Raw genomic sequence first — 23009 nt, 5'->3', positions numbered from 1 at the left:
GAGGAGCTGGTCTTGAAGATCGCCCTTGTCGGGTGCGGCGCCGTCACACAGGCGGTGTACGCTCCGCTGCTGTCGCGCCGCCGCGACCTGTTCGAGGTGACGGCCGTCTGCGACCTGTCGCGGACGCTGGCCGACGCCGCCGGCGACCGCCTGGGCGCGCCCGGCCGCCACACCTCCGTCGACGAGATGCTGGACGCGGGCGGTTTCGAGGCCATGCTCGTGCTCGCCTCCGGCTCCCACGGTGACACCGTGCGGCGGGCGCTCGCCGCCGGCCACGCCGTGCTCTGCGAGAAACCGCTCGCGCTGACCCGCGCCGAGGTGGCCGCGCTGCCCGAGGGTCGGCTGATGGTCGGCTACATGAAGCAGTACGACCCGGCCGTGCGCCGGGCCGAGGCGCTGCTGGCCGAGCTGGGCGGGCCGGAGCGGATCAGGTCCGTCGAGGTGACCGTGCTGCACCCGAGCGGGGAGTCGCAGCTCGCCTTCGCCCACCTCGCCCAGGCCCGCGACGTGCCCGCCGACCTGCTCGCCGCGCTCCGCGCCCGCGAGGACGCGCTGGTGTCGCGGGCGCTCGGCGAGGACGCCCCCGCGCCGGTCCGCGACCTGTACGCGATCACGCTCGGCTCCGTCTGCCACGACCTGTCGCTGCTGCGCCGCTTCACCGGCTCGCCGGCGGAGATCTCGCACGTCGAGACCTGGGGGGACGCGCCCGGGTCCGTGGAGATCTCCGGGCGGCTCCCGGCCGCCGGGCGGTTCGCGATCCGGTGGCACTACCTGGAGGACTATCCCGCGTACCGGGAGACCGTGGCCGTCCACCACGACGCCGGCACGCTGGAGCTGGTCTTCCCGTCGCCCTACCTGCTGAACGCGCCCACCGTGCTCACCGTCGTGTCCGGCGGCGAGAGCCGGGCCGAGTGGCGCGACGTGACCGAGGCGTTCGAGGCGCAGCTGGCCGCCTTCCACGCCTTCGTCACCGGCGGCACGCCGCCGCTCACCGACCGGGCCGGCGCGCTGGAGGACATCGTCACCGCCCAGCGCGTGGCCGCCCGCTACGCCGTACAGCATGACCTGCCTATCGGAGGGGAAGCAGCGTGACCGCCGAGCCGACCGCGACGACGGGGAAGATCGTCGTCGTCCCGCACACCCACTGGGACCGGGAGTGGTACGAGCCGTTCCAGCGTTTCCGGCTGCGGCTGGTGGCGCTCATGGACGAGGTGCTCGACACCATGGAGCGCGAGCCCGGCTACCACTTCACCCTCGACGGGCAGCTCGCCTGCGTGGACGACTACCTGGAGGTGCGGCCGGAGAACCGCGACCGGGTGGCCGCCCTGGTCGAGTCCGGCCGGCTCGCGGTCGGGCCGTGGCAGATCCTGCTCGACGAGTTCCTCTGCTCGGGCGAGAACATCGTGCGCAACCTGGAGCTGGGCATGGCCAGGGCCGACAAGCTGGGCGGCGCCATGCCGGTCGGCTACCTGCCCGATATGTTCGGCCACACCGCGCAGATGCCGCAGATCCTGCGCCGGGCCGGGCTGGAGCACGCCTGCGTGTACCGGGGCGTGCCGTGGTCGGTGACCACCGACGCGTTCGCCTGGGTCGCCCCCGACGGCACCGCGATCCGTACCCAGTACCTGCCCGCGGGCGGGTACGGCAACGGCGCCCACCTGTTCGAGCACCCGGACCGGCTGGCCGAGCGCGGCGCCGCGTTCGTGGAGACGATGCGCCGCTGGCACGGCCCCGACGGGGAGCTGCTGGCCATGTACGGCACCGACCACTCGGCCCCGGTGCGCGGCCTGCCCGGGATGGTGGCCGGGCTCGGCGCCCGGATGGACACCCTCTCCGGCTACCTGGCCGACCAGCCGCCCGGCGTGGACGGGCTGCCCCGGGTGGCGGGCGAGCTGCGGTCGCACGCGCGGGCCAACATCCTGCCCGGCGTCATCTCCGTGCGCCCGGCGCTGAAGCAGGCGATGGGCCGGGCGGAGCGGATGGTCGAGCGGTACGCCGAGCCGCTGGCCGCGCTCTGGGGCGCCGAGTGGCCCGGCCGGTTCCTCGACATGGCCTGGTGGCGGCTGGTCGACGCCAGCGGCCACGACTCGGTGACCGGCTGCGGCGTGGACGAGACCGCCCAGCAGGTGGCCGCCCGGATCGCCGAGGCCGAGCACCTGGGTCAGGCCGTGCGCGACATGGTGACCGCCCGGCTGGCCGCGTCGGTGCCGTCCGGCGGCGTGCTCGTGGTCAACCCCACCCCGGCCGCCCGGCGCGGCGTGGTGGTGCTCGACGTGGCGGGCGACGACCCGATCACCGGCCCGGACGGGGCCAGGGTGCCGATCCAGCCGCTGGAGTACGCGCCGACGCTGCTGCTGGACGAGGAGATGGACCCGGCCACGGCGCTCACCTTCATCCACGGCACCGAGCTGTACGGCCAGCAGATCACCGGCTGGTCCGTCGAGGACGGCGTGCTGACGTTCACCGTCGCCCGCGAGTCGGGCCTGCCGTTCGACGTGGCCGAGGTGCGCGGGGCGCTCGCCGGGGTGACCCGGGTCCGCATCCTCGCCGAGCCGCGCCGGAAGGTGGCCGCGCTGGTGGAGGCGCCGCCGCTGGGCCACACGAGCGTGCGCCCGGCGCCGGGCGGCGGCCCCGGCGCCCATCTGCCCGGGGCGGTCCGGCCGTCCAGGGCCGACGAGGGGACGCTCGACAACGGGCTGCTCCGGGTCGAGGTGGCCCGTGACGGCACCCTCACCCTGACCAGCGAGGACGGCGTCACGCTCAGCGGCGCCGGACGCCTGGTCGACGGCGGCGACGTGGGCGACAGCTACAACTACGCGCCCCCGGCCGAGGACCGGCTCGTCTCCGACCCGGAGTCGGTGCACGTGGAGATGGTGTGCGCCGGGCCGCTGGTGGCGGCGTTCGACGTGTGGCGCACCTACCGCTGGCCCGCCGCGGGCGACGGGATCGAGGGCACGCCGGAGATCCCCGCGCCGTCCCGCACCGAGGCGACCGAGGAGATCGCCGTCCGCACGCGGGTGGAGCTGCGCGCGGGCGAGCCGTTCGTCCGGCTCAGCCTGGACTTCGACAACCGCTGCGCCGACCACCGGGTCCGGCTGCACGTGCCGCTGCCCGAGCAGGCCGCCGTCTCGCACGCCGAGGGCCAGTTCGCGGTCGTCACCCGGGGGCTGACCGCCGAGGGCGGCTGCGGCGAGGAGCCGCTGCCCACCTTCCCGGCCTCCTCCTGGGTGGCCGCCGGGGGAGTGGCGGTGCTGCTGGAGCACGTCACCGAGTACGAGCTGACCGGCGGCGAGCTGGCGCTCACGCTGCTGCGCTCCGTCGGCTTCCTGTCGCGCAACCGGCACGTCCTGCGGCCCGAGCCGGCCGGACCTCAGCTGGCGACCCCGGCCGCGCAGTCGCGCGGGCTGCGGTCGGTGAGCCTGGCGCTCATGCCGTACGCGGGCTCGTGGGAGGCGGTGCCGGGGGCGGCGGAGGAGTTCCGCCACGACCTGCTGACCGTGGCGGGTACCGGCGACGCGGCGCTGCCGCTGCCCGAACCCGCGGCGGGGCTCGCGGTCGAGGGCGACGGCGTGGTCATGACCTCGCTGCGGGCCCGGGACGACTGGAAGGAGCTGCGGGTGGTGGCCCTGACGGACGACCGCACGCAGGCCGTCGTCCGGGGTGACTTCACCCGGGCCCGCCGGGCGGACCTGCGCGGCCGCCCGGGCGAGGAGCTGGAGGTCGCCGGCGGCACCCTCCGCCTGCCGCTCGGAGCCTGGGAGATCGCCACGGTGCAGCTCGCCTGATCCGGTCCCGCTGCGCGTGTTCAGTACGCCTGATCCAGCAGGCCGAGCTGGCGGGCGGCCTGGAGGGCGAGCCAGACCTCGGCGAACGCCGCCGTCGAGCCGAGGTCGCGCCCCGTCAGCGAGGCGAAGCGGCGCAGCCGGTAGGCCAGCGTGTTGGGGTGGATGTGCAGGTGCGCCGCGGTGTCCTCGCTGCGGCGGTCGTGCTCCATCCACGCCCGGACGGTCGCCAGCAGCCGCGACTCGTGCGCGGTGTCGTACGCGATCACCGGGCCGAGCACGTGCTCGACCAGGGCGGCCAGGGTGTCGGTGTCGTCCGGCAGCCACCGCCCGGTCGGGTCCTTACCGTAGACGACCAGCGGCTGCCCGGACTCGGCGGCGCGGGTGGCCGCCCACTCGGCCTCCCGCCGGGCCACCCGGGTGGAGGCGCCAGGCGGGAACGGCCTGCTCACGCCCGCCCTGGCCCCGGCGACATCGCCGATCGGGGCGGTCAGCGAGGGCGGGCCGAGCACGTACAGGTCCTCGCCCCAGCGCAGCATGAGGTGCGGATGGTCGGCGAGCGCCCGCCGCAGGTCCGCGTCGCCCGCGCCGCGCACCACGACGAGCACGGCGTCCTCGTCCAGCGGCAGCCCCAGCCTGGCCAGGCGGCGGCGCGCGGTCGCCGGGTCGAGCACGTCCTGCAGCAGCTCCGACAGCGTCTCGGCGCCCTCGCGGCGCAGCGTCTCCCGCTCGTGCCTGGCCATCGCCACCTGGAGCGCGGCCACGGTGGCGATGTGCTGCACCACGGCCAGCCCGGCCGGGCGGGCGCCCTCCCGCTCGAACGCCACCACGAACCCGGCCGGCCCGCCCGGCGCGGGCACCGGCAGCACGAAACCGCCCGGGACGGTCGGCGGCGCGTCGGTCTGGGACGGCAGCACGTCCAGTGACGGCGGCACCGGCACGCCCGGCAGCAGCGGCCGCCCCTGCGGCGTGCACAGGAACACCTGGTAGCCCGACAGCCGCTCCAGCCGCCTGAACAGCGTGGCCGTGTCGAGGTCCTCGGCGGCCAGCCAGCGCAGCGCCCCGAACACCTGGAGCTGCGCGCCCAGCCGGTGCCGGGCGTCCTCCTGCACCGCCGCCGCCACCTCCTGCGACACGGCGATGAACGGCACCGCCAGCGGCACCTCCAGCACCGGCATGCCGCGCCGCTCCGCCGCCTCGAAGAACGCCCGGTGCAGCGGCGGCACGTGCAGCTGCGCCGACACGGCCAGCGCCGACACGCCCGCGTCGTCCAGCCGTTCCAGATAGGCCCGCTGATCAGCGGCGGAGCGCGGCACGCCGAGGCCCGTCGTCATGATCACCTCGGCGCCGAGCAGCCACGGGGTCGGGTCGGCCAGCTCGCTCACGTGCGCCCACGAGACCGACCGGCCGAGCCCCGCCTCACCGGCCAGCAGGCGGAGCTGCAGGGCGGGCAGGCTCAGCAGATCGAGCACCGTCAGTTTGTGTTCAGCCACAACACCCACTCTAGGAGTTCGTGAACCGGACAATTGCCGCAGGTCAGAGGCGTCGCCTTCACTGTGGGTATGTATAAAGGCCCTGTCGACTCAGCAAAGATCCCGCGCTTCGCCGGGCCCGCGACCTTCGCCCGGCTGCCCCGTATCGACGAGGTCGAGCGCGCGGACGTGGCGGTCGTGGGAGTGCCCTTCGACAGCGGCGTCTCCTACCGGCCCGGCGCCCGGTTCGGCCCCGCCGCGGTCCGCGAGGCGTCCCGGCTGCTGCGGCCCTACCACCCCGGGCTGGACGTCGCCCCGTTCGACCGCGCCCAGGTGGTGGACGCCGGAGACATCGCCGCCAACCCCTTCCACATCGAGGAGGCCATCGAGAGCATCGAGGCGGCGGCCGGCGAACTGGACGCCCGCCTGGTGACCATCGGCGGCGACCACACGATCGCGCTGCCCCTGCTGCGCGACGCCGCCCGCAAGCACGGGCCGGTCGCGCTGCTCCACTTCGACGCCCACCTCGACACCTGGGACACCTACTTCGGCGCCGAGTACACCCACGGCACCCCCTTCCGCCGGGCCGTGGAGGAGGGGCTGCTCGACACCGAGGCGCTCGCCCACGTCGGCATCCGCGGCCCCCTGTACGGCAAGAAGGACCTGGAGGACGACCGGCGCTTCGGCTTCGGCATCGTCACCGCCGCCGACGTGCTGCGGCGCGGCGTCGACGAGGTGATCGACGCGCTGCGCCAGCGCATCGGCGACCGCCCCCTGTACGTGTCGGTCGACATCGACGTCCTCGACCCGGCGCACGCCCCCGGCACCGGCACCCCCGAGGCGGGCGGGCTCACCAGCCGCGAGCTGCTGGAGATCCTGCGCGGCCTGGCCGGGGCCAACCTCGTCGGCGCGGACGTGGTCGAGGTGGCGCCCCCCTACGACCACGCCGAGATCACCTCGATCGCCGCCTCCCACGTCGCCTACGACCTGGTCAGCCTGCTGGCCTTGCGAAAGAACGAGCCATGACCACCCCCATCACCGAGATCGAGACGCGCGGCGTCGACCGCATCCCCGACGCCGAGCGCACCGCCCGCCCGATCGACCTGTTCCGGGTCTCCTTCGGCGGCGCGAACACCTTCGCCACCTGCGTGCTGGGCGCCTTCCCCATCCTGTTCGGCCTGTCGTTCTGGCAGGGGTTCGCCGCGACCGTGCTCGGCCTGCTGGTCGGCGCGCTCATCCTGGCGCCGCTGTCGCTGTTCGGGCCGCTCAACGGCACCAACAACGCCGTCTCCTCCTCCGCCCACCTGGGCGTGCACGGCCGGATCGTCGGCTCGTTCCTGTCGCTGCTGACGGCGATCGCGTTCTTCTCGATCTCCGTGTGGTCCTCGGGCGACGCGCTCGTGGGCGGCGCGCACCGGCTCGTCGGGCTGCCGCAGAACGAGTTCATGTACGCGGTCGCGTACGCGATCTTCGCGGGCCTGGTGCTCGTGGTCTGCGTGTACGGGTTCCGGTTCATGCTGTTCGTCAACAAGATCGCGGTGGTCGCGGCGTCGGCCCTGTTCGTGCTGGGCGTGTTCGCCTTCGCCGGCGACTTCGACCCGTCCTACCCGGGCATGCTGGCGCCCGGCGACCCGCTGTTCTGGCCGTCGTTCATCGGCGCGGCGCTGATCGTGCTGTCGAACCCGGTCTCGTTCGGCGCCTTCCTCGGCGACTGGTCGCGCTACATCCCGGCGGACACGCCGCGGCACCGGGTGATGGCGGCCGCCTTCCTGGCGCAGGCCTCCACCATCCTGCCGTTCCTGTTCGGCCTGACCACCGCGTCGATCATCGCCACCAAGGCCGCCGAGTACATGGACCCGTCCGCGCCCAACTACGTCGGCGGCCTGCTTGCCATCGCGCCGACCTGGTACTTCGTGCCCGTCTGCCTGATCGCGCTGATCGGTGGGATGTCGACCGGCAGCACCTCGATGTACGGCACCGGGCTGGACTTCGCCAGCGTGTTCGCCCGCTTCACCCGGGTCCGGGCGACGCTGTTCATCGGCTCGCTGTCGATCGTGTTCGTCTTCGTCGGCCGCTTCGCGGCCAACCTCACGCAGAGCATCTCCACCTTCGCCACGCTGATCATCACGTGCACCGCGCCGTGGATGGTGATCATGATGCTCGGGTACGTGACGCGCCGCGGCTGGTACGACCCCGAGGCGCTGCAGGTGTTCACCCGGCGGCAGCGGGGCGGGCGCTACTGGTTCAACCACGGCTGGAACTGGCGCGGCATCACCGCCTGGCTCGCCTCGGCGCTGCTGGCGCTGGCCTTCGTCAACCTGCCCGGCCAGTTCGTCGGGCCGCTCGGCGACCTAGCCGGCGGGGTCGACGTGTCGCTGCCGCTCGGCCTGGGCACGGCCGCGGTGCTCTACCTGGCGCTGCTGTGGGCCTTCCCCGAGCCGCGCGAGGTCTACGGGCCCCAGGGGCCGCGCTGGGTGCGGGCCGCGGACACGCCCGTGCCGCCGATCGTGCCAGCCGGCGCCCCGGTGGTTCCCGAGGCGCGGCGGGCGGCCGGCGTGTGAGGATGGCCCGCATGGAGCTGGTCGACCTGTCGGTGCCGATCGTCAGCGGGATGCCCGTCTACCCGGGCGACCCCGAGGTGACGATCGGCCCGGCGCTCACCGCCGCCCGCGACGGGGTCAACGTCCTCGCGCTGCACCTGGGGTCGCAGTCGGGGACCCACGTGGACGCGCCGTACCACCTGGACGACGCCCTGCCCCGCCTGGACGAGCTGCCGCTGGAGCGGTTCGCGGGGCCCGCCGTGGTGGTGGACGCGCGCGGGCTCGCCCCGAAGGCGCCGATCGGGCCCGCCTTCTTCGCGGGCGGGCTCGGCCCGATCGTGCTGGTGGCCACCGGGTGGTCGGCCCACTGGGGGACTCGCGCGTACCTCGATCATCCGTACCTGACGGAGGAGGCGGCGCGGCTGCTCGTCGAGCGGGGCGTGCGGACGGTCGGGATCGACGCGCTGAGCGTCGATCCCACCCCGGCGGAGGACTTCCCCGCCCACCGGGTGCTGTGCGGGGCGCACGCGGTGATCGCCGAGAACCTCACCGGGCTGGACCGGCTGGTGGCGGCGCAGGCGGCCGGGCGCGGCGTCGAGGTGTCGATGCTGCCGATCCGGCTGGCGGGCGCCGACGGGGCGCCGGTCAGGGCCGTGGCCCGGCTATCGGGTGCCCCATGAGTAGGTCTGCTTGCGGAGCTTGAGATAGACGAAGGACTCGGTGGTCCGCACCCCCGGGATGGCCCGGATCTTGCTGAGGATGTCCAGCAGGTGGCGGTCGCCCTCGCAGACCACCTCGACGATGAGGTCGAAGGAGCCCGCGGTGAGCACCACGTAGTCGATCTCCTCTATGGCGGCCAGCTCGTCGGCCACCATCTCCAGGTCGCCCTCCGAGGTGACGCCGATCATGGCCTGGCGGGGGAAGCCGAGCGTCAGCGGGTCGGTCACGGCGACGACCTGCATGACTCCGGTCTCCTGCAGCCGCTGGACGCGCTGGCGGACGGCCGCCTCCGACAGGCCGATGGCCTTGCCGATCGCGGCGTACGGTTTGCGCCCGTCGGCCTGGAGCTGCTCGATGATCTGTTTGGACAGCTCGTCCAGCACGACCGGTCCGTCTGCCGCGTCCTTGGTGCGGCGTACGCGCGGCGGCGATGTCATGTCGAAGGATCCTCCCAGCGGTCCGGCTTGACACGGCGGCGGTCCCGCCGTATTGCCGTCCTGGTGCGACATGCTGTCAGTTCTGATCGGTCTGTCAAGCGAATTCGTAGCAATTTGATATCTTCGCCACGAAATCCCTTGTTTAGATGCAGTTACTCTGTAAGAGTCGCCGCAACTCAGCCACCTGCGGCATCACCAAGCCATCTCACCAGGAGGTCATCCCTTGACCGTCCGTCTGCAGAACTACGTCAACGGTGAGTTCGTGGACGCCAAGAGCGGCCGATTCTCCGACGTCATCGACCCGTGCACAGGTGAGGCCTACCTCCAGGCCCCGATCTCCGGCCCCGAGGATGTGGACGCCGCCTACGCCGCGGCCGTCGCCGCGTTCGAGTCGTGGAGCGACACCACTCCGGGCGAGAGGGCGAACCTGCTGCTCAAGGTCGCCGACGCGATCGAGGCGCGGGCCGAGGAGATCAACGAGGCCGAGTGCCTCAACACCGGCAAGCCGCGCGCCAGGATGGCCGAGGACGAGACGCCTGTCGCGGCCGACCACTTCCGCTTCTTCGCCGGCGCCGCCCGCACGCTGGAGGGCCCGACCGCCGGTGAGTTCCTGGCCGACCACACCAGCCTCATCCGGCACGAGCCGATCGGCGTGATCGGCCAGGTCACGCCGTGGAACTACCCGATGATGATGGCGGTCTGGAAGATCGCCCCCGCGCTCGCGGCCGGCAACACCGTGGTGCTGAAGCCCTCCGACACCACCCCGGCCTCCACGCTCAAGCTCGCCGAGATCGTCGGCAGCGTGCTCCCGCCCGGCGTCTTCAACGTCGTCACCGGCGACCGCGAGACCGGCGCGACCGTGGTGAGCCACCCGACCGCCGCGATGGTCGCCATCACCGGCTCGGTCGGCGCGGGCATGTCGGTGGCCCGGAGCGCCGCCGACGACCTCAAGCGCGTCCACCTGGAGCTCGGCGGCAAGGCCCCGGTCGTGGTCTTCGAGGACGTCAAGGACCTGCGCAAGGCGGCCGAGGACATCGCCGTCGCCGGCTTCTACAACGCCGGCCAGGACTGCACCGCCGCCTGCCGGGTGCTCGTCCACGAGAGCGTGCACGAGGAGTTCGTGGCCGCGCTCACCGAGGCCGCCAAGAACACGGTCACCGGCGACCTGTCCAACGAGGACGCGCTGTACGGCCCGCTCAACAACGCCGACCAGCTCGCCCGCGTCCAGGGCTTCATCGACCGCGTGCCCGCGCACGCCAAGGTGCTCACCGGCGGCCACCGGGTCGGCGACCGGGGCTACTTCTTCGCCCCGACCGTGGTCGACGGCCTCAAGCAGGACGACGAGATGGTGCAGAACGAGGTGTTCGGCCCGGTCATCACCGTCCAGACCTTCACCGACGAGGCCGACGCGCTGGCCAAGGCCAACGACGTCAACTACGGGCTCAGCGGCTCGGTGTGGACCTCCGACCACGGCCGCGCGATGCGGATGTCGCGCAAGCTCGACTTCGGCGCGGTCTGGGTGAACACCCACATTCCGTTCGTCTCGGAGATGCCGCACGGCGGTTTCAAGCACTCGGGGTACGGCAAGGACCTGTCGGTGTTCGGGCTGCACGACTACACCCGGGTCAAGCACGTCATGCACTACTTCGGCGAATAGCCGAAATATCCCGGTAAGAGCGTACAAAAAAAGGACCCCCCTGTATGGCCGAGCAGAGTCCGATCGGCAGCGCGATCGAGCTAGTCGACGTCGTCAAGGAGTACGTCTCGCATGGCGAGGTCGTCCAAGCGGTCAAGGGTGTCACGCTGGACATCGCCGAGGGGGAGTTCTTCTCCCTCCTCGGCCCGTCCGGCTGCGGCAAGACCACGACCATGCGCATGATCGCCGGGTTCGAGGAGCCGTCCAAGGGCGTCGTCCGGCTGCACGGCCGCGACGTCACCGACGTCCCGCCCAACAAACGCGACGTGAACATGGTGTTTCAGTCGTACGCGCTGTTCCCGCACATGAGCGTGTGGGACAACGTCGCCTTCGGGCTGAAACAGAAGAAGACGCCGCAGGACGAGCTCAGACGGCGGGTCGGCGAGATGCTGGAGATCGTCGACCTGACCGGCCGGGAGAAACGCCGCCCCCGCGAGCTGTCGGGCGGCCAGCAGCAGCGCGTCGCCCTGGCCCGGGCGCTGGTCAACCGGCCCAGGGCGCTGCTGCTCGACGAGCCGCTCGGCGCCCTCGACCTCAAACTCCGCCAGGCGATGCAACTGGAGCTCAAACGCATCCAGCGCGAGGTCGGCATCACGTTCGTGTACGTGACGCACGACCAGAGCGAGGCGCTGACCATGAGCGACCGGATCGCCGTCATGAAGGACGGCCTGGTCGAGCAGCTGGCCACGCCGCACGAGATCTACGAGAAGCCGGCCACCACCTTCGTCGCCGGCTTCATCGGCACCTCCAACCTCCTCACCGGCACCGCCGCCGGAGGAGTGCTGAAGGTCGGCGGCGGCCGGGTCCTGGTGCCGGGGCACGACGGCGAGGTCACCGTGACCGTACGGCCGGAGAAGATCGTCCTCTCCGCCGAGGAGCCGGAAGGCGAGCTGAGCGCGCTGCCCGGCACCGTCGCCGAGGTGGTGTACCTGGGCACCGCCAACAGCTACACCGTCCGCCTCTCCGACGACACCGAGATGACGGTGTTCCAGCAGAACTCCCACGACGCCACGGTCACCGCCGAGCGGGGCGACTCCGTGTGGCTTTCCTGGCAGGCGCAGTACTCGTACGTAATCGAAGGCAGATAGCACGTCATGAACCCCTTGCACCCCCCCGCCCTCCTGCGCGGCATGACCCAGCCCCGTACCCGTCGCGACGTCTTCAAGATCGCCGGCCTGTCCGCGGCCGGTCTGGCGCTGGCCGCCTGCGGCGTGCAGGGCCAGAAGGCGGCGCCGCCCAAGGAAGACGAGATGAAGGACTTCTGGGCCGACCAGAAGCAGAACGGCCACGTCGTCTTCGCCAACTGGCCCGACTACATGCCCACCGACCACGGCCCGCTGAAGAAGTTCCAGCAGGAAACCGGGATCTCCTACGAGTACAAGGAGGTCATCCAGGAGACCGCCGAGTTCTTCGGCAAGATCGACCCGGTGCTCCGCGCCGGCCAGCCGCTCGGCTACGACATCGTCGTCATCACCAACGGCATCCAGTTCCAGCACATGATCGAGCTGGGCCACGCCATCCCGCTCGACCAGTCGCGGCTGCCGAACTTCAACGCCAACGCCGGTGAGTCCTACAAGAACCGGGCCTACGACCCGGGCAACAAGTACTCGGTGCCCTACGCCTCCGGCTTCACCGGGATCGCGTGGAACACCAAGTACGTCAAGGAGAAGATCACCAGCATCGAGGCCCTGTTCGACCCCAAGTACAAGGGCCGGGTCGGCATGATGGCCGACGCGCAGGAGATCGGCAACTTCGGCATGTTCGCCCTCGGCATCGACCCCGAGAAGTCGACCGAGGACGACTGGCGCAAGGCCGGCGAGAAGCTGAAGGCCCAGCGCGACGCCGGGATCGTCCGCAAGTACTACGCCCAGGACTACATCGACGCCGTCTCCCGGGGCGACATCTGGATCACCATGGCCTGGTCGGGCGACATCTTCCAGCGCCAGCTCGCGGGCGAGCCGGTCGACTTCGTGGTCCCCGAGGAGGGCGGCACGATCTGGACCGACAACCTGCTCATCCCCAAGGGCGCCGCCAACCCGGTCGACGCCATGATGCTGATGGACTACCTCTACAAGCCGGAGATCGCCACCGAGCTGGACGAGTTCATCCAGTACGTCACCCCGGTCCCCGCCGTCCAGGACATGCTCCGCCAGAAGGCCGAGAGCGCGTCGGGCGAGGAGAAGGAGTCGCTGCTGGAGATGGCCGACAGCCCGCTGATGTTCCCGACCGAGGCCGACTACGCCAAGCTCCGCAGCTACACCCCGCTCACCACCGCGCAGCAGCAGGTGTTCAACCCGATCTTCCAGTCGATCACCCAGGCCTGAGGTATGAGACGTCTCACCCCCTACCTGCTCGCGCTGCCGGGCTGGATGTGGATGGCGATCTTCCTGGTGGTGCCGCTGGGCGCCATGGCGTCGGTGTCGTTGCAGACGGGGAACGCCATCGACGGCTTCGTCATGACGTTCAGCGTCTCCAACTACTCCGACGCCATCGGCGGCTACAGCATCCAGCTCGTGCGTTCCCTGGTGTACGGCGGCGTGGCGACGCTGGCCATGCTGGTGATCGGCTACCCGGTCGCCTACTGGATCGCGTTCAAAGGCGGCAGGCACAAGTCCGTCTACCTGTTCCTGCTGCTGCTGCCGTTCTTCGTGTCGTTCGTGCTGCGCACGATCTCCTGGGGATTCCTGCTGGCCGACGACGGCATCCTGCTGGGCACGCTGAAGAGCTGGGGGCTGCTGCACCCTGACTTCCGCGTGCTGGCCACCTCGTTCGCGGTGGTCGCCGGGCTGACCTACAACTTCCTGCCGTTCATGATCCTGCCGATCTACGTGGCGCTGGAACGGGTCGACCCGCGGCTGGTGGAGGCGGCCCAGGATCTGTACGCGGGACGCGGCACGGCCTTCCGCAAGGTGGTGCTGCCGCTGTCGCTGCCGGGGGTGTTCGCCGGGGTGCTGATGACGTTCGTGCCCGCCACGGCCGATCCGGTCAACGCCCAGGTGCTCGGCGGCACGAGCAACACGATGATCGGCAACATCATCCAGACCGAGTACCTGATCAACAACGACTATCCGACGGCCTCGGCGCTGTCGTTCACGCTGATGGCGGTGCTGCTCGTGGGCATCTTCGCCTACGCCAGGGTGCTCGGCACCGAGAACGTGCTGGAGGCGGCGGCGCGATGAGGGACGCCCGGACCCGGATCGGCGACCGGCTGCTGCACGCCTACACCTGGCTGGTGATCCTCTGGCTGGTCTCGCCGATCGCCGTGATGATCATGTTCGGCTTCAACGACAAGAAGAGCAAGTCGAACGCCACCTGGCAGGGTTTCACGTTCAAGTGGTACGGGGAGCTGTTCGCGCTCACCGACCTGACCCAGGCGCTGGTCAACTCGCTGGCCATCGCGATCGTCAGCACCGTCGTCACCGTCGTCATCGGCACCATGCTCGGCCTGGCGCTCGGACGCCACCGCTTCCGCGCGCACGGCGCGACGAACTTCCTGGTCTTCGCCGCGATCTCCACGCCCGAGCTGGTCATGGGCGCCTCGCTGCTGTCGCTGTTCGTCTCGGCGAACCTGCCGCGCGACGCCGTCACGATCACCATCGCGCACGTGCTGTTCTCGCTGTCGTTCGTGACCGTGACCGTGCGGGCCCGGGTCGGCACCCTCGACCCGTCGCTGGAGGAGGCGGCCCGGGACCTCGGGGCGGGGCCGTGGGCCACGTTCCGCCAGGTCACCCTGCCCGCCATCATGCCCGGCGTGCTGGCCGGGGCGATGCTGGCGTTCGCGCTGTCGATCGACGACTATGTGGTGACGAGCTTCGTCAACGGCTCCACGCTCACCTTCCCGCTGTGGATCGTCGGCTCGGTGAAGACCGGCATCCCGCCCCAGGTGAACGTCATGGGCACGCTCATCTTCTCGGTCGGCGTGCTGATCGCGATCATCAACACGATCGCGTCCAGGCGCCGCGCCTAGAACCCTCGGGGTCCCCGCCGGGTGCGGGGGCTCCGGCGCTCCCGCCAAATAAATACGGACATTCGTAAGGGAAGTGGGATCTGTGGATCCGCTGAAGGCGCTGGCTGACGCGGAGCGCACGCCATACTGGCTGGACAACCCGGCCAGACCCGAGCCGCTCCCGAGGCTCGTCGGACACACCGCCGCCGACCTGGTCGTCGTCGGCGGCGGCTTCTCGGGCCTGTGGACGGCCCTGATGGCCAAGGAACGCGACCCCTCGCGCGAGGTGGTGCTGCTGGAGGGGCGCAGGATCGGCTGGGCCGCCTCCGGCCGCAACGGCGGGTTCTGCCTGGCGACCCTCACCCACGGCCTGGCCAACGGGCTGGAGCGCTGGCCGGACGAGATCGACCGCATCGAACGCATGGGCGCGCGGAACCTCGACGAGATCGAGCGGACCATCCGCCGCCACGGCATCGACTGCTCCTTCGAACGCACCGGCGAGCTGATCGTCGCCACCGAGCAGTGGCAGCTCGACGCCCTCCACGAGCACCTGGACGTCGTCGGGGAACTCGGCCTGGACCACGTGCCGCTGGACCGCGCCCAGGTCCGCGCCCAGCTCGACTCGCCGACCTACCTGGGCGGCGTCTGGGACCGCGGCGGCTGCGCCATGCTCGACCCGGCCCGGCTGGCGTGGGGGCTGCGCGACGCGTGCGTCCGCCTCGGGGTACGGGTACACGAACGCAGCCCCGTACGCGCCCTCGACGACGACGGCACCGCGATCACCCTGCGCACCCCGCACGGCTCGGTCACCGGGGCCAGGGTCGCGCTCGGCACCGGCGTCTTCCCGCCGCTGCTGCGCCGGCTCAAGCACTACCTGGTGCCGGTGTACGACTACGCGCTGATGACCGAGCCCCTCAGCGACGCCCAGCTCGCCGAGATCGGGTGGCGCAACCGGCAGGGCGTGGCCGACGGCGCCAACCAGTTCCACTACTACCGGCTCACCGACGACAACCGCATCCTGTGGGGCGGCTACGACGCGGTCTACTACAACGGCGGCCTGGTCAAACGGGAGTACGAGCAGCGCGACGAGACCTTCGTCAAGCTGGCCGGGCACTTCTTCGAGACCTTCCCGCAGCTCGACGGCCTGCGCTTCACCCACCGGTGGGGCGGCCTGATCGACACCTGCAGCAGGTTCAGCGCCTTCTACGGGCAGGCGCACGGCGGGCGCCTGGCCTACGCGGTCGGCTACACCGGCAACGGCGTCGGCGCCACCCGGTTCGGCGCGAACGTCATGCTCGACCTGCTCTCCGGCGAGCGGACCGAGCGCACCGAGCTGCGCATGGTACGGGAGAAGCCGGTGCCGTTCCCGCCCGAGCCGGTCCGCTCGGGCGTCATCCAGTTCACCCGCTGGTCGATCGCCAGGGCCGACGAGCGGCAGGGCAAGCGCAACCTGTGGCTGCGCACCCTGGACCGGATGGGGCTCGGCTTCGACTCCTAGCGGCTCCTGGTGGCAGGGACCCGCGGCACGGCGCCGCCGATTCTTCCCCCACACTTGAACGATGAGGATCGAATTCGCCGTCGACGGCGTGACGCTGGTGGGCGAGCTGCGGGTGCCCGAGCCGAGTACGGGCCCGCGCCCGGCCCTGGTCTTCACCGGCCCGTTCACCGGGGTGCGTGACCAGGCGACCGGGCGCTACGCGGAGCGGCTGGCCGCGCACGGGTTCGTCACCCTCGCCTTCGACCACCGCAACTGGGGCGAGTCGGGCGGTGAGCCCCGCTGCCACGAGGACCCGCAGGGCAAGCTGCACGACCTGCGGGCGGCGGTGTCGTTCCTGCGCTCCCGGCCCGAGGTGGACGGGGAGCGGATCGGCGCCGTCGGCATCGGCCTGGGCGGCGGCTACGCGCTCAGGTTCGCCGCCTTCGACCCCCGGGTGAAGGCGTTCGCCGGGATCGCGGGCGCGTACCACAACCCCTACACGGCGCGGACCGGCACGGACTACCAGTCCGCCCTCGCCTCCCTCACCGAGGCGGTGGAACGGCAGGACCAGGGCGGGCCCGTCGCGTACCTCCCGGCGGTGGCGCCGGAGGGCGAGGCCGCCATGCCGGGCGAGGAGCCGCACGCCTACTACGGCACCGGCCGCGCCGCCTCCCCCCACTGGGACAACCGCGTGACCCGCGCCAGCCTGCGCGAACTGCTCACCCTGGACAACATGATGGGCGCCGACTTCCTGTCGCCCACCCCGGCGCTCATCGTGCACGGCGTGGTCGACCGCTTCTCCTCGCCCGAAGGCGCCGAGGAGGCGTTCAAACGCCTCGACGAGCCCAAGAAGCTGGTCTGGCTGGACGCGAAACGCCACATCGACCTGTACGACCAGGAGCCGTACGTCACCCAGGCCGCCGAGACGACGGCGCAGTTCCTCCGCGAGCACCTGTAGGCCTTCAGGTACGGACGAGAACCTCTTCAGGGATGACCTTGGGCACCCCGCGGAGCCCGACCAGGGCGAGCGCCGCCACCACCACGAGCATCACCGACGTGGTGGCGGCGGTGACCTGGATGGCCTGCACGAACGCCTCCCGCGCCGCCAGCACCAGCTCACCGGCCGGGGCGGCGGGCAGCGACTCGGCCACGGCCAGCGCCCCGGCGATCGACTCGCGCACCGGCTCGGCCGGCACCCCGGCGGGCACCTCCAGGCGGGCGGCGTACGTGCTGTTCAGCACCGTGCCCAGGATCGCGATGCCGAGCGCGCCGCCCAGCTCGAACGAGGTCTCCGACACCGCCGCCGCCGCGCCCGCCCGGTCCCTGGGCGCGGTGGCCAGCACGTTGTCGTTGTTGACGGTGAACGCCAGCCCGATGCCCATGCCGCCCAGCATCATGAAGCAGACCATGACCGGATAGCTGACCTCCAGGCCGAGCGTCGAGTAGTAGAAGAACGACACCGCGTTCAGCAGCAGGCCCAGTGCCACCACCGCGTTCCTGCCGATCCGGTTCACCAGCGGCGCGGCCAGCACCCCGCCGATCGCGCCGCTCAGCCCGCCGGGCAGGCCCGCCAGCCCCGCCATCAGCGGCGACCAGCCCAGCACGAGCTGGAAGTACCACGCGAAGAACATCGACATCGCCATCATCGTGAAGATGGCCAGCAGGCTGGTGCCGATGGACGCGGAGAACGCCCGCCGCCTGAACAGCCGCACGTCGATCAGCGGCTCCGCCAGCCGGGTCTGCCGCACCACGAACACCAGCAGCGCGGCCAGCCCCAGCGCCCCGGTCACCTGCACGTCCAGCTGCGCCAGGCCCTTGTCGGCGGCCTCCTTGACCGCGTAGATGACGGCCACGATGCCGCTGAACGACAGCGCCACGCTCAGCAGGTCGATCCGCCCCGGCCGCGGGTCGCGCGACTCCGGCAGCACCCGGATCCCGGCGATGACGATCACCACCATGATCGGCAGGTTGATCAGGAACACCGAACCCCACCAGAAGTGGTCCAGCAGCAGCCCGCCCACCACCGGGCCGAGCGCGAACCCCGCCGCGCTCATCCCGCTCCACACGCCGATCGCGGTGGTCCGCTCCGCGGGCTCGGTGAACACGTTCCTGATGATCGAAAGGGTGGACGGCATGATCGTCGCGCCCGCCACGCCCAGCAGCGCCCGCGCCGCGATCAGCAGCTCCGGGTTCGGCGCGTACGCGGTCACCGCCGAGGCCGCGGCGAACGCCGCCGAGCCGATCAGCAGCAGCCGTTTGCGGCCGATCCGGTCCCCGACGTTCCCCATCGTGATGAGCAGGCCCGCCAGCGCGAACCCGTAGACGTCGCCGATCCACAGCAGCTGCGTCGAGGACGCGCCCAGGTCGGCGACCAGATGCGGCAGAGCCAGATGCAGGACCGTAAGGTCCACGGAGAGCAGGAGGGCGGCCAGGCAGCAGAGCGCCAGAGAGGCCCATTTCTTGGTCATGGGCTCCACGGTCGCGCCCGCCGCTGACCGCGGGCCTACCGTCCGCTGACCGCCGCCAGCCCGGCGCTGATCCGCTCCCGCAGCTCGTTCGCGCTGTACCACGCCGCGGGGCACTCCTCGCGGGCCTGCTCCAGCCACCCGCGGGCGGCGGCCGGGTCGCCCGTCGCCAGCGCCACCTCGCCCAGCCCGCAGTGCGCCCTGGCCAGCATGTCGGGCGAGCCGACGCGGCGGGACAGCTCCGCCGCCGCCTCGTAGTCGGCCCGCGCCCGCGCCGGCTCGCCGGTCCGGGCCAGCGTGTCGGCGCGGCGGCACATATTCTCCGCGACGTCCGCCGGCGCGCCCAGCTCCCGCGCGACCTGCAGCGCCTCGTCCGCCATCGCCATCGCGGTCGCGTGATCCTCCTGCTCGGAGGCGAGATCGGCGAGCGCGGCCAGCGCCAGCATGGTGCCCCAGCGCTCGCCCATCTCGCGGAAGGAGGCCAGCGACCGCTCGAACTCCGCCCGGGCCTGGTCGGCCTCGCCCTCGATCTGCAGCATGAATCCGTAGCCGCAGCCGGTGAGCGCCGCCGACCAGGGAGACAGCTCCAGCGCGTCCGTCCTCCGCCGCAGCTCCGTCGGCACGCCCACGCCGTCCGGCGGGCCGGTGTACATGGCGAGCAGCAGGGTCAGGAGTTCCAGCCTGGACGGCAGGAAAGCCTCGGGCGGCGCGCCGCGCAGCTCGTCGAGGCGTGCGGCCAGCCGGTCGTCGCGCACGCCGGTCCACGCCGCGACGAGCACGCACATCGCGTACTCCTCCTCCAGGCCCTCCGGCGCGGCGTCGCCGAGCCGTTCCAGCAGCTCCCGGGCGAGGGTGGCGCTGGTCGTCCGGTGGCCGCGCATCCACCAGTAGCAGGCGCAGTAGCCCAGCAGCCGCAGCGCCGTCTCCAGCCGCCCCGACCCGGTCGACCAGCGCACGGCTTCGTCGAGGTCGTCGCTCTCCGCGTCCAGCCGGGCCAGCCACTCCAGCTGCTCGGCCCGGCGCAGGTGACCGTCGGCGGTGATCGCGAGATCCAGGTAGAAGGCGGCGTGCGCGTCCCGCATCGCCTCGGTCTCGCCCGCCTCCTCCAGCCGCTCGGCGCAGAACGCGTGGATCGTCCGCAGCATCCGGTAACGGCCGTCGACGTTCTCCACCAGCGACTTCTCCGCCAGCGAGAACAGCACCTCCTCGGGCAGCCCGCAGACCCGCTCGGCCGCCTCCGCCGTCGCGCCGCCCGCGAACACCGTCAGCCGCCTGGCCATCCGCTGCTCGTCGTCGTCCAGCAGGTCCCAGCTCCACGCCACCACCGCGCGGAGCGTCTGATGGCGCGGCAGCGCCGTCCGGCTGCCGCGCGCCAGCAGCCGGAACCGGTCGTCCAGCCTTGACGCGACCTCCGCCACCGACAGCGTCCGCAGCCGGGCCGCCGCCAGCTCGATCGCCAGCGGCAGGCCGTCGAGAGCGTGGCAGATCCGGGTCACCAGCCCGGCGTTCTCCCCGGTGACCGCGAACGCGGGCCGCACCGCCGCCGCCCGGTCGGCGAACAGCCGTACCGCCGGATAGCCCAGCGGGTCGGGCGCGTCCGGAGGGGGCAGCCGCAGCGGCGCCACCGGCACCAGCGACTCGCCGGTGATGCCCAGCGCCTCCCGGCTGGTGGACAGCACCCGCAGCCCCGGGCACGACCCCAGCAGCGTGTCGGCCAGCCGGGCGGCCGCCTCGACCACGTGCTCGCAGTTGTCCAGCACCAGCAGCAGCTCGCGGCCCGCCAGCGCGGCGACCAGCCGCTCGACCGGCTCCACCGGAGGCACATCCGGCCCGTGCCGGTCCCGGATGCCCAGCGCCCCCAGCAGCGCCGCCGCCACCCCGGCGTCCCCGCTCACCGGATCGAGCTGCACCACGCACACCTCGCCCGCGGCCCGCGCGGCCACCTCCAGCGCGAGCCTCGTCTTCCCCGCACCCCCGGGCCCGACGAGCGTCACCAGCCTGGCGGCGGCCAGCTCGGCCCCGACCTGCCGCAGCTCCGCCTCACGCCCGACGAAGCTGGTCAGCTGCGCCCGGAGCCCGGCCTTCACCCCGCCATCCGGCACGGTCCCGCCCGGTGTTCCGTTGGCGCGGGGCGCGTACGGATCAGGGGAGCTCGCCGTGGCGCGGAGGACGGCCAGGTGGGCGGACGTCAGCTCGGGACCCGGCTCGATGCCGAGCTCGTCGTCCAGGATGCGCCGGGCCTCGGCGTAGGCGGCCAGCGCCTCCGCCTGACGACCGCTCCCGTACAGGGCGCGCATGAGCTGGGCGCGCAGCCGCTCCCGGAGCGGATGGTCGGCGACGAGCTGGCGCAGCTCGGCGACCAGCTCGCGATGCCGGCCCAGCTCCAGATCCGCCTGCACCCGGTCCTCCAGCGCCGCGAGCCGCAGCTCCGACAGCCGGGCCGCCGCCGCGCGGGCGTGCGGCGCGTCGGCCAGCGGCGCCCCCCGCCACAGCCGCAGCCCCTCGCGCAGCAGCTCCGCCGCCCGGGCCGCGTCGCCGGAGCCCAGAGCCCGCCGCCCCTCCGCGGCCAGCCGCTCGAACCGGCTCGCGTCCACGTCCATCGGATCGGCCACCAGCCGATACCCCGCCGGATGGAACTCGACCCGGTCCCGCCCCAGCGCCCTGCGCAGCCGCGACACCTGCGACTGCAGCGCGTTGGCCACCCCGTCGGGCGGCTCCGCCCCGTACAGCCCGCTGACGAGCCGGCCGGCTCCGATCACCCGCCCCGGCTCCAGCGCGAGCAGAGCCAGCAGCGCCCGCACCCGGGGACCACCGACCGGGATGCCGGTCCCGTCGTCACCCAGCACCTCGGTGGGGCCGAGGATCTCGAAGCGCATGCCTCCGATTATCGGGGTTCCGGCAGCATGGCGACGATGTCCGCATAGCCAGGCAGCGGCGGCGCTTCCGACCCCCGTACGGACGCGAGCGCCGACAGCGCACCCCGCAGGCTCGCCCGGTACAGCAGCGACCCCGTGCTGACCCGCGCCACCCCGGCCAGCGCCAGCGCGGCGAGAGACGGCCCGCCCGGCTGATAGAGGACGTTGACCGGCAGGGGAGTGGCCTCCACCAGCTCGGCGACGGCGCCCAGGTCGCTCAGCCCCGGCACGAAGATCCCGTCCGCGTGCCCGTACGCCCGCACCCGCTCGATCGGGTCGCCCGTCTTGAGCCAGCACGTGTCGGTACGGGCGTTCACGAACACGCCGTGGCCCTTCGCCGCCTCGATGATCTCCTGGTGCAGGCGGATCGGCCGCAGCGACCCGTCTGCGCGCCCGTCCTCCAGGTTGACACCCACCACCCCCAACGCGGCGAGCCGGGCGACCAGCTCCGACACCTCGGCCGGGTCGTCGCTGAACCCGCCCTCCACGTCCACGCTGACCATCACCCTCAGACCGGTGATCGCCCCGGCCAGCGCCACGGTCTCCGCCTTGGTGGCCCCGGCGGCGTCGGGCTTGCCGTGCACGGCCGACACCCCGAGGCTGGTGGTGCCGATCGCCGCGAACCCCTCCCCGGCCAGCACCGCCGCCGACCCGTAGTCCCACGCGTTCGGCAGCAGCAGCGGATCACCGGGCCGGTGCAGCGCCCGGAACTCCTCGCTCATCGCCCCAGCACCCCCGCCACGACCCCGGCCGCCAGCGCCCTCGCATGCCTTCCGGCAGGACAGGGCCGCACCCCCGCCCCGAACGTCAGATGCCCCTCCCCGTCCAGATTCACCTCGGCCAGCTCGATCCGCACCTCGCCCCCGGTCTCCCGATCCACCCGCCGCATCACCTTGACCGGCGGGTCGAGCCTGAGCGTCCGTTCCAGGACCTCCGGTACGAGGTCCGCGCCGTGTGCGGGGGGTGGTTCCGGTACGAGGTCGCTCTCCGCATGCCGGAGCGCGTTCCGTACCAGCCCTTCGGTGGCGTCGTGCGCCTGCAGCAGCAGCGTGACCCGCGCCACCGCTTCCTGTACGGGGTCGTTCCGTGGCGGCGTGACTGGAGAAGCGGCGAGGGAGAGCAGGGTGCGGACTGCCGCGTCGGCCTCCGGAGTCTCCTCACCGGACAGATATCCGGAGGCGGCGGCGCGCACGGCGTCGGCGAGCCCGCTGTCCCGGAAACCGAGCGCCCGGCCGAGCACCGTCACCGGAACTCCCTCCCACCGGCCGCCGCGCTCCAGCGTCAGGTCTCTGGCGGCGTCCCGCAGCGCGTCCGGGTCGAGGCCGGAGAGCAGGTCCTCCAGCAGGCGCCGCCGCCGCGCGTGCACCTCCCCGGCGCTGAACCGGGAGACGCGGGCGCGCAGCCAGGCGAGCGTGCCCTCCGGCGCGTCCTGCCGGACCGGAGGCGGGATGTAACGGGTGTCGGCGAGCACGGCGAGAGCGCCGGCACGGCGGGTGATGACCATGCGTCCACGCTAGATCGGCATCCTTTCGTCGCCGATCGAAATGTCCGAGCGCCCG

Annotated in this window: 18 protein-coding genes; 12 read left to right on the top strand and 6 right to left on the bottom strand. The window is 72.4% G+C overall.

Features of this window, described 5'->3' with window-relative positions; translation table 11 throughout:
- Nucleotides 1-12 precede the first annotated feature (12 nt).
- Together AB0J42_RS14535 and AB0J42_RS14530 are read left to right on the top strand one after the other, a co-directional pair.
- Nucleotides 13-1092, top strand: coding sequence for a Gfo/Idh/MocA family oxidoreductase (locus tag AB0J42_RS14535; RefSeq protein ID WP_364293475.1), 1080 nt, complete (start codon nt 13-15; stop codon nt 1090-1092).
- Entirely contained in the window at nt 1089-3785 is a 2697-nt protein-coding gene (locus AB0J42_RS14530) for a glycoside hydrolase family 38 C-terminal domain-containing protein (RefSeq protein ID WP_364293472.1), read from the top strand. The genes AB0J42_RS14535 and AB0J42_RS14530 overlap by 4 nt, the downstream gene beginning before the upstream one ends.
- Nucleotides 3786-3805: 20 nt before the next feature.
- On the opposite strand, the gene AB0J42_RS14525 is transcribed toward AB0J42_RS14530, so the two are convergent.
- A complete protein-coding gene (locus AB0J42_RS14525; RefSeq protein WP_364293469.1) occupies nt 3806-5275 on the bottom strand; it encodes a PucR family transcriptional regulator in 1470 nt (489 codons plus the stop codon).
- 69 nt (nt 5276-5344) lie between these two features.
- Here AB0J42_RS14525 and speB point away from each other — a divergent pair, with 69 nt between their 5' ends.
- From speB to AB0J42_RS14510, 3 genes are read left to right on the top strand one after another with little or no spacing between them, the layout of a single operon-like run.
- Entirely contained in the window at nt 5345-6280 is a 936-nt protein-coding gene (gene speB / locus AB0J42_RS14520) for an agmatinase (protein WP_364293466.1), read from the top strand.
- On the top strand, nt 6277-7815 hold the full coding sequence (locus AB0J42_RS14515; RefSeq protein WP_364293463.1) for a cytosine permease: 1539 nt from the start codon (nt 6277-6279) through the stop codon (nt 7813-7815). Before speB ends, AB0J42_RS14515 begins: the two co-directional genes overlap by 4 nt.
- 11 nt (nt 7816-7826) lie before the next feature.
- The gene (locus AB0J42_RS14510) at nt 7827-8474 is read left to right on the top strand and encodes a cyclase family protein (RefSeq protein WP_364293460.1); all 648 of its coding nucleotides are present in this window, start codon (nt 7827-7829) and stop codon (nt 8472-8474) included.
- On the opposite strand, the gene AB0J42_RS14505 is transcribed toward AB0J42_RS14510, so the two are convergent.
- On the bottom strand, nt 8457-8951 hold the full coding sequence (locus AB0J42_RS14505; protein ID WP_364293457.1) for an Lrp/AsnC family transcriptional regulator: 495 nt from the start codon (nt 8949-8951) through the stop codon (nt 8457-8459). The genes AB0J42_RS14510 and AB0J42_RS14505 overlap by 18 nt on opposite strands.
- A 223-nt stretch (nt 8952-9174) precedes the next feature.
- Here AB0J42_RS14505 and AB0J42_RS14500 point away from each other — a divergent pair, with 223 nt between their 5' ends.
- From AB0J42_RS14500 to AB0J42_RS14470, 7 genes are all read left to right on the top strand, one after another.
- Nucleotides 9175-10608, top strand: a complete 1434-nt coding sequence (locus AB0J42_RS14500; RefSeq protein ID WP_364293454.1) for a gamma-aminobutyraldehyde dehydrogenase — start codon at nt 9175-9177, stop codon at nt 10606-10608.
- Between the two features lie 44 nt (nt 10609-10652).
- On the top strand, nt 10653-11735 hold the full coding sequence (locus AB0J42_RS14495; RefSeq protein WP_364293451.1) for an ABC transporter ATP-binding protein: 1083 nt from the start codon (nt 10653-10655) through the stop codon (nt 11733-11735).
- Nucleotides 11736-11741: 6 nt separating this feature from the next.
- Nucleotides 11742-12971: a spermidine/putrescine ABC transporter substrate-binding protein gene (locus AB0J42_RS14490; RefSeq protein ID WP_364293448.1), complete on the top strand. Its 1230-nt coding sequence runs from the start codon at nt 11742-11744 to the stop codon at nt 12969-12971.
- A gap of 3 nt (nt 12972-12974) precedes the next feature.
- Nucleotides 12975-13826, top strand: coding sequence for an ABC transporter permease (locus tag AB0J42_RS14485; protein ID WP_364293445.1), 852 nt, complete (start codon nt 12975-12977; stop codon nt 13824-13826).
- Nucleotides 13823-14614, top strand: coding sequence for an ABC transporter permease (locus tag AB0J42_RS14480; RefSeq protein ID WP_364293442.1), 792 nt, complete (start codon nt 13823-13825; stop codon nt 14612-14614). The genes AB0J42_RS14485 and AB0J42_RS14480 overlap by 4 nt, the downstream gene beginning before the upstream one ends.
- Nucleotides 14615-14696: 82 nt before the next feature.
- The gene (locus AB0J42_RS14475) at nt 14697-16091 is read left to right on the top strand and encodes an FAD-dependent oxidoreductase (protein ID WP_364293439.1); all 1395 of its coding nucleotides are present in this window, start codon (nt 14697-14699) and stop codon (nt 16089-16091) included.
- Between the two features lie 61 nt (nt 16092-16152).
- A complete protein-coding gene (locus AB0J42_RS14470; protein ID WP_364293436.1) occupies nt 16153-17028 on the top strand; it encodes an alpha/beta hydrolase in 876 nt (291 codons plus the stop codon).
- 4 nt (nt 17029-17032) lie between these two features.
- Here the strand turns inward: AB0J42_RS14470 and AB0J42_RS14465 are convergent, their stop codons facing one another.
- Genes AB0J42_RS14465 through AB0J42_RS14450 form a run of 4 tightly spaced genes read right to left on the bottom strand, consistent with a single transcriptional unit; the run spans nt 17033 to nt 22954 of the window.
- A complete protein-coding gene (locus tag AB0J42_RS14465) occupies nt 17033-18538 on the bottom strand; it encodes an MFS transporter (protein ID WP_364293433.1) in 1506 nt (501 codons plus the stop codon).
- 35 nt (nt 18539-18573) lie between these two features.
- The gene (locus AB0J42_RS14460; RefSeq protein WP_364293430.1) at nt 18574-21411 is read right to left on the bottom strand and encodes a BTAD domain-containing putative transcriptional regulator; all 2838 of its coding nucleotides are present in this window, start codon (nt 21409-21411) and stop codon (nt 18574-18576) included.
- Nucleotides 21412-21419: 8 nt separating this feature from the next.
- Nucleotides 21420-22172 (bottom strand): isocitrate lyase/phosphoenolpyruvate mutase family protein, encoded by a 753-nt coding sequence (locus AB0J42_RS14455; protein WP_364293427.1) that lies wholly within the window; start codon nt 22170-22172, stop codon nt 21420-21422.
- Nucleotides 22169-22954 carry a hypothetical protein gene (locus AB0J42_RS14450; protein ID WP_364293424.1) on the bottom strand — a complete coding sequence of 262 codons (786 nt, stop codon included), beginning with the start codon at nt 22952-22954 and terminating at the stop codon, nt 22169-22171. Before AB0J42_RS14450 ends, AB0J42_RS14455 begins: the two co-directional genes overlap by 4 nt.
- Nucleotides 22955-23009 lie beyond the last annotated feature (55 nt).

It is taken from the genome of Nonomuraea sp. NPDC049649 (assembly GCF_040675175.1).
In the GTDB taxonomy this organism is placed as follows: Bacteria; Actinomycetota; Actinomycetes; order Streptosporangiales; family Streptosporangiaceae; genus Nonomuraea.
The sequence above is the reverse complement of the archived record's forward strand: the minus strand, read 5'-3'. Positions and strand labels throughout refer to the sequence as shown.

Excerpts from the sequence above, each read along its gene's own strand:
- AB0J42_RS14460 (WP_364293430.1), bottom strand. The coding sequence starts at position 21,411 with ATGCGCTTCGAGATCCTCGGCCCCACCGAGGTGCTGGGTGACGACGGG.
- AB0J42_RS14450 (WP_364293424.1), bottom strand. The coding sequence starts at position 22,954 with ATGGTCATCACCCGCCGTGCCGGCGCTCTCGCCGTGCTCGCCGACACC.
- AB0J42_RS14510 (WP_364293460.1), top strand. The coding sequence starts at position 7,827 with ATGGAGCTGGTCGACCTGTCGGTGCCGATCGTCAGCGGGATGCCCGTC.
- AB0J42_RS14495 (WP_364293451.1), top strand. The coding sequence starts at position 10,653 with ATGGCCGAGCAGAGTCCGATCGGCAGCGCGATCGAGCTAGTCGACGTC.
- AB0J42_RS14505 (WP_364293457.1), bottom strand. The coding sequence starts at position 8,951 with ATGACATCGCCGCCGCGCGTACGCCGCACCAAGGACGCGGCAGACGGA.
- AB0J42_RS14480 (WP_364293442.1), top strand. The coding sequence starts at position 13,823 with ATGAGGGACGCCCGGACCCGGATCGGCGACCGGCTGCTGCACGCCTAC.
- AB0J42_RS14470 (WP_364293436.1), top strand. The coding sequence starts at position 16,153 with ATGAGGATCGAATTCGCCGTCGACGGCGTGACGCTGGTGGGCGAGCTG.
- AB0J42_RS14490 (WP_364293448.1), top strand. The coding sequence starts at position 11,742 with ATGAACCCCTTGCACCCCCCCGCCCTCCTGCGCGGCATGACCCAGCCC.
- AB0J42_RS14515 (WP_364293463.1), top strand. The coding sequence starts at position 6,277 with ATGACCACCCCCATCACCGAGATCGAGACGCGCGGCGTCGACCGCATC.
- AB0J42_RS14465 (WP_364293433.1), bottom strand. The coding sequence starts at position 18,538 with ATGACCAAGAAATGGGCCTCTCTGGCGCTCTGCTGCCTGGCCGCCCTC.
- speB (WP_364293466.1), top strand. The coding sequence starts at position 5,345 with ATGTATAAAGGCCCTGTCGACTCAGCAAAGATCCCGCGCTTCGCCGGG.
- AB0J42_RS14455 (WP_364293427.1), bottom strand. The coding sequence starts at position 22,172 with ATGAGCGAGGAGTTCCGGGCGCTGCACCGGCCCGGTGATCCGCTGCTG.
- AB0J42_RS14485 (WP_364293445.1), top strand. The coding sequence starts at position 12,975 with ATGAGACGTCTCACCCCCTACCTGCTCGCGCTGCCGGGCTGGATGTGG.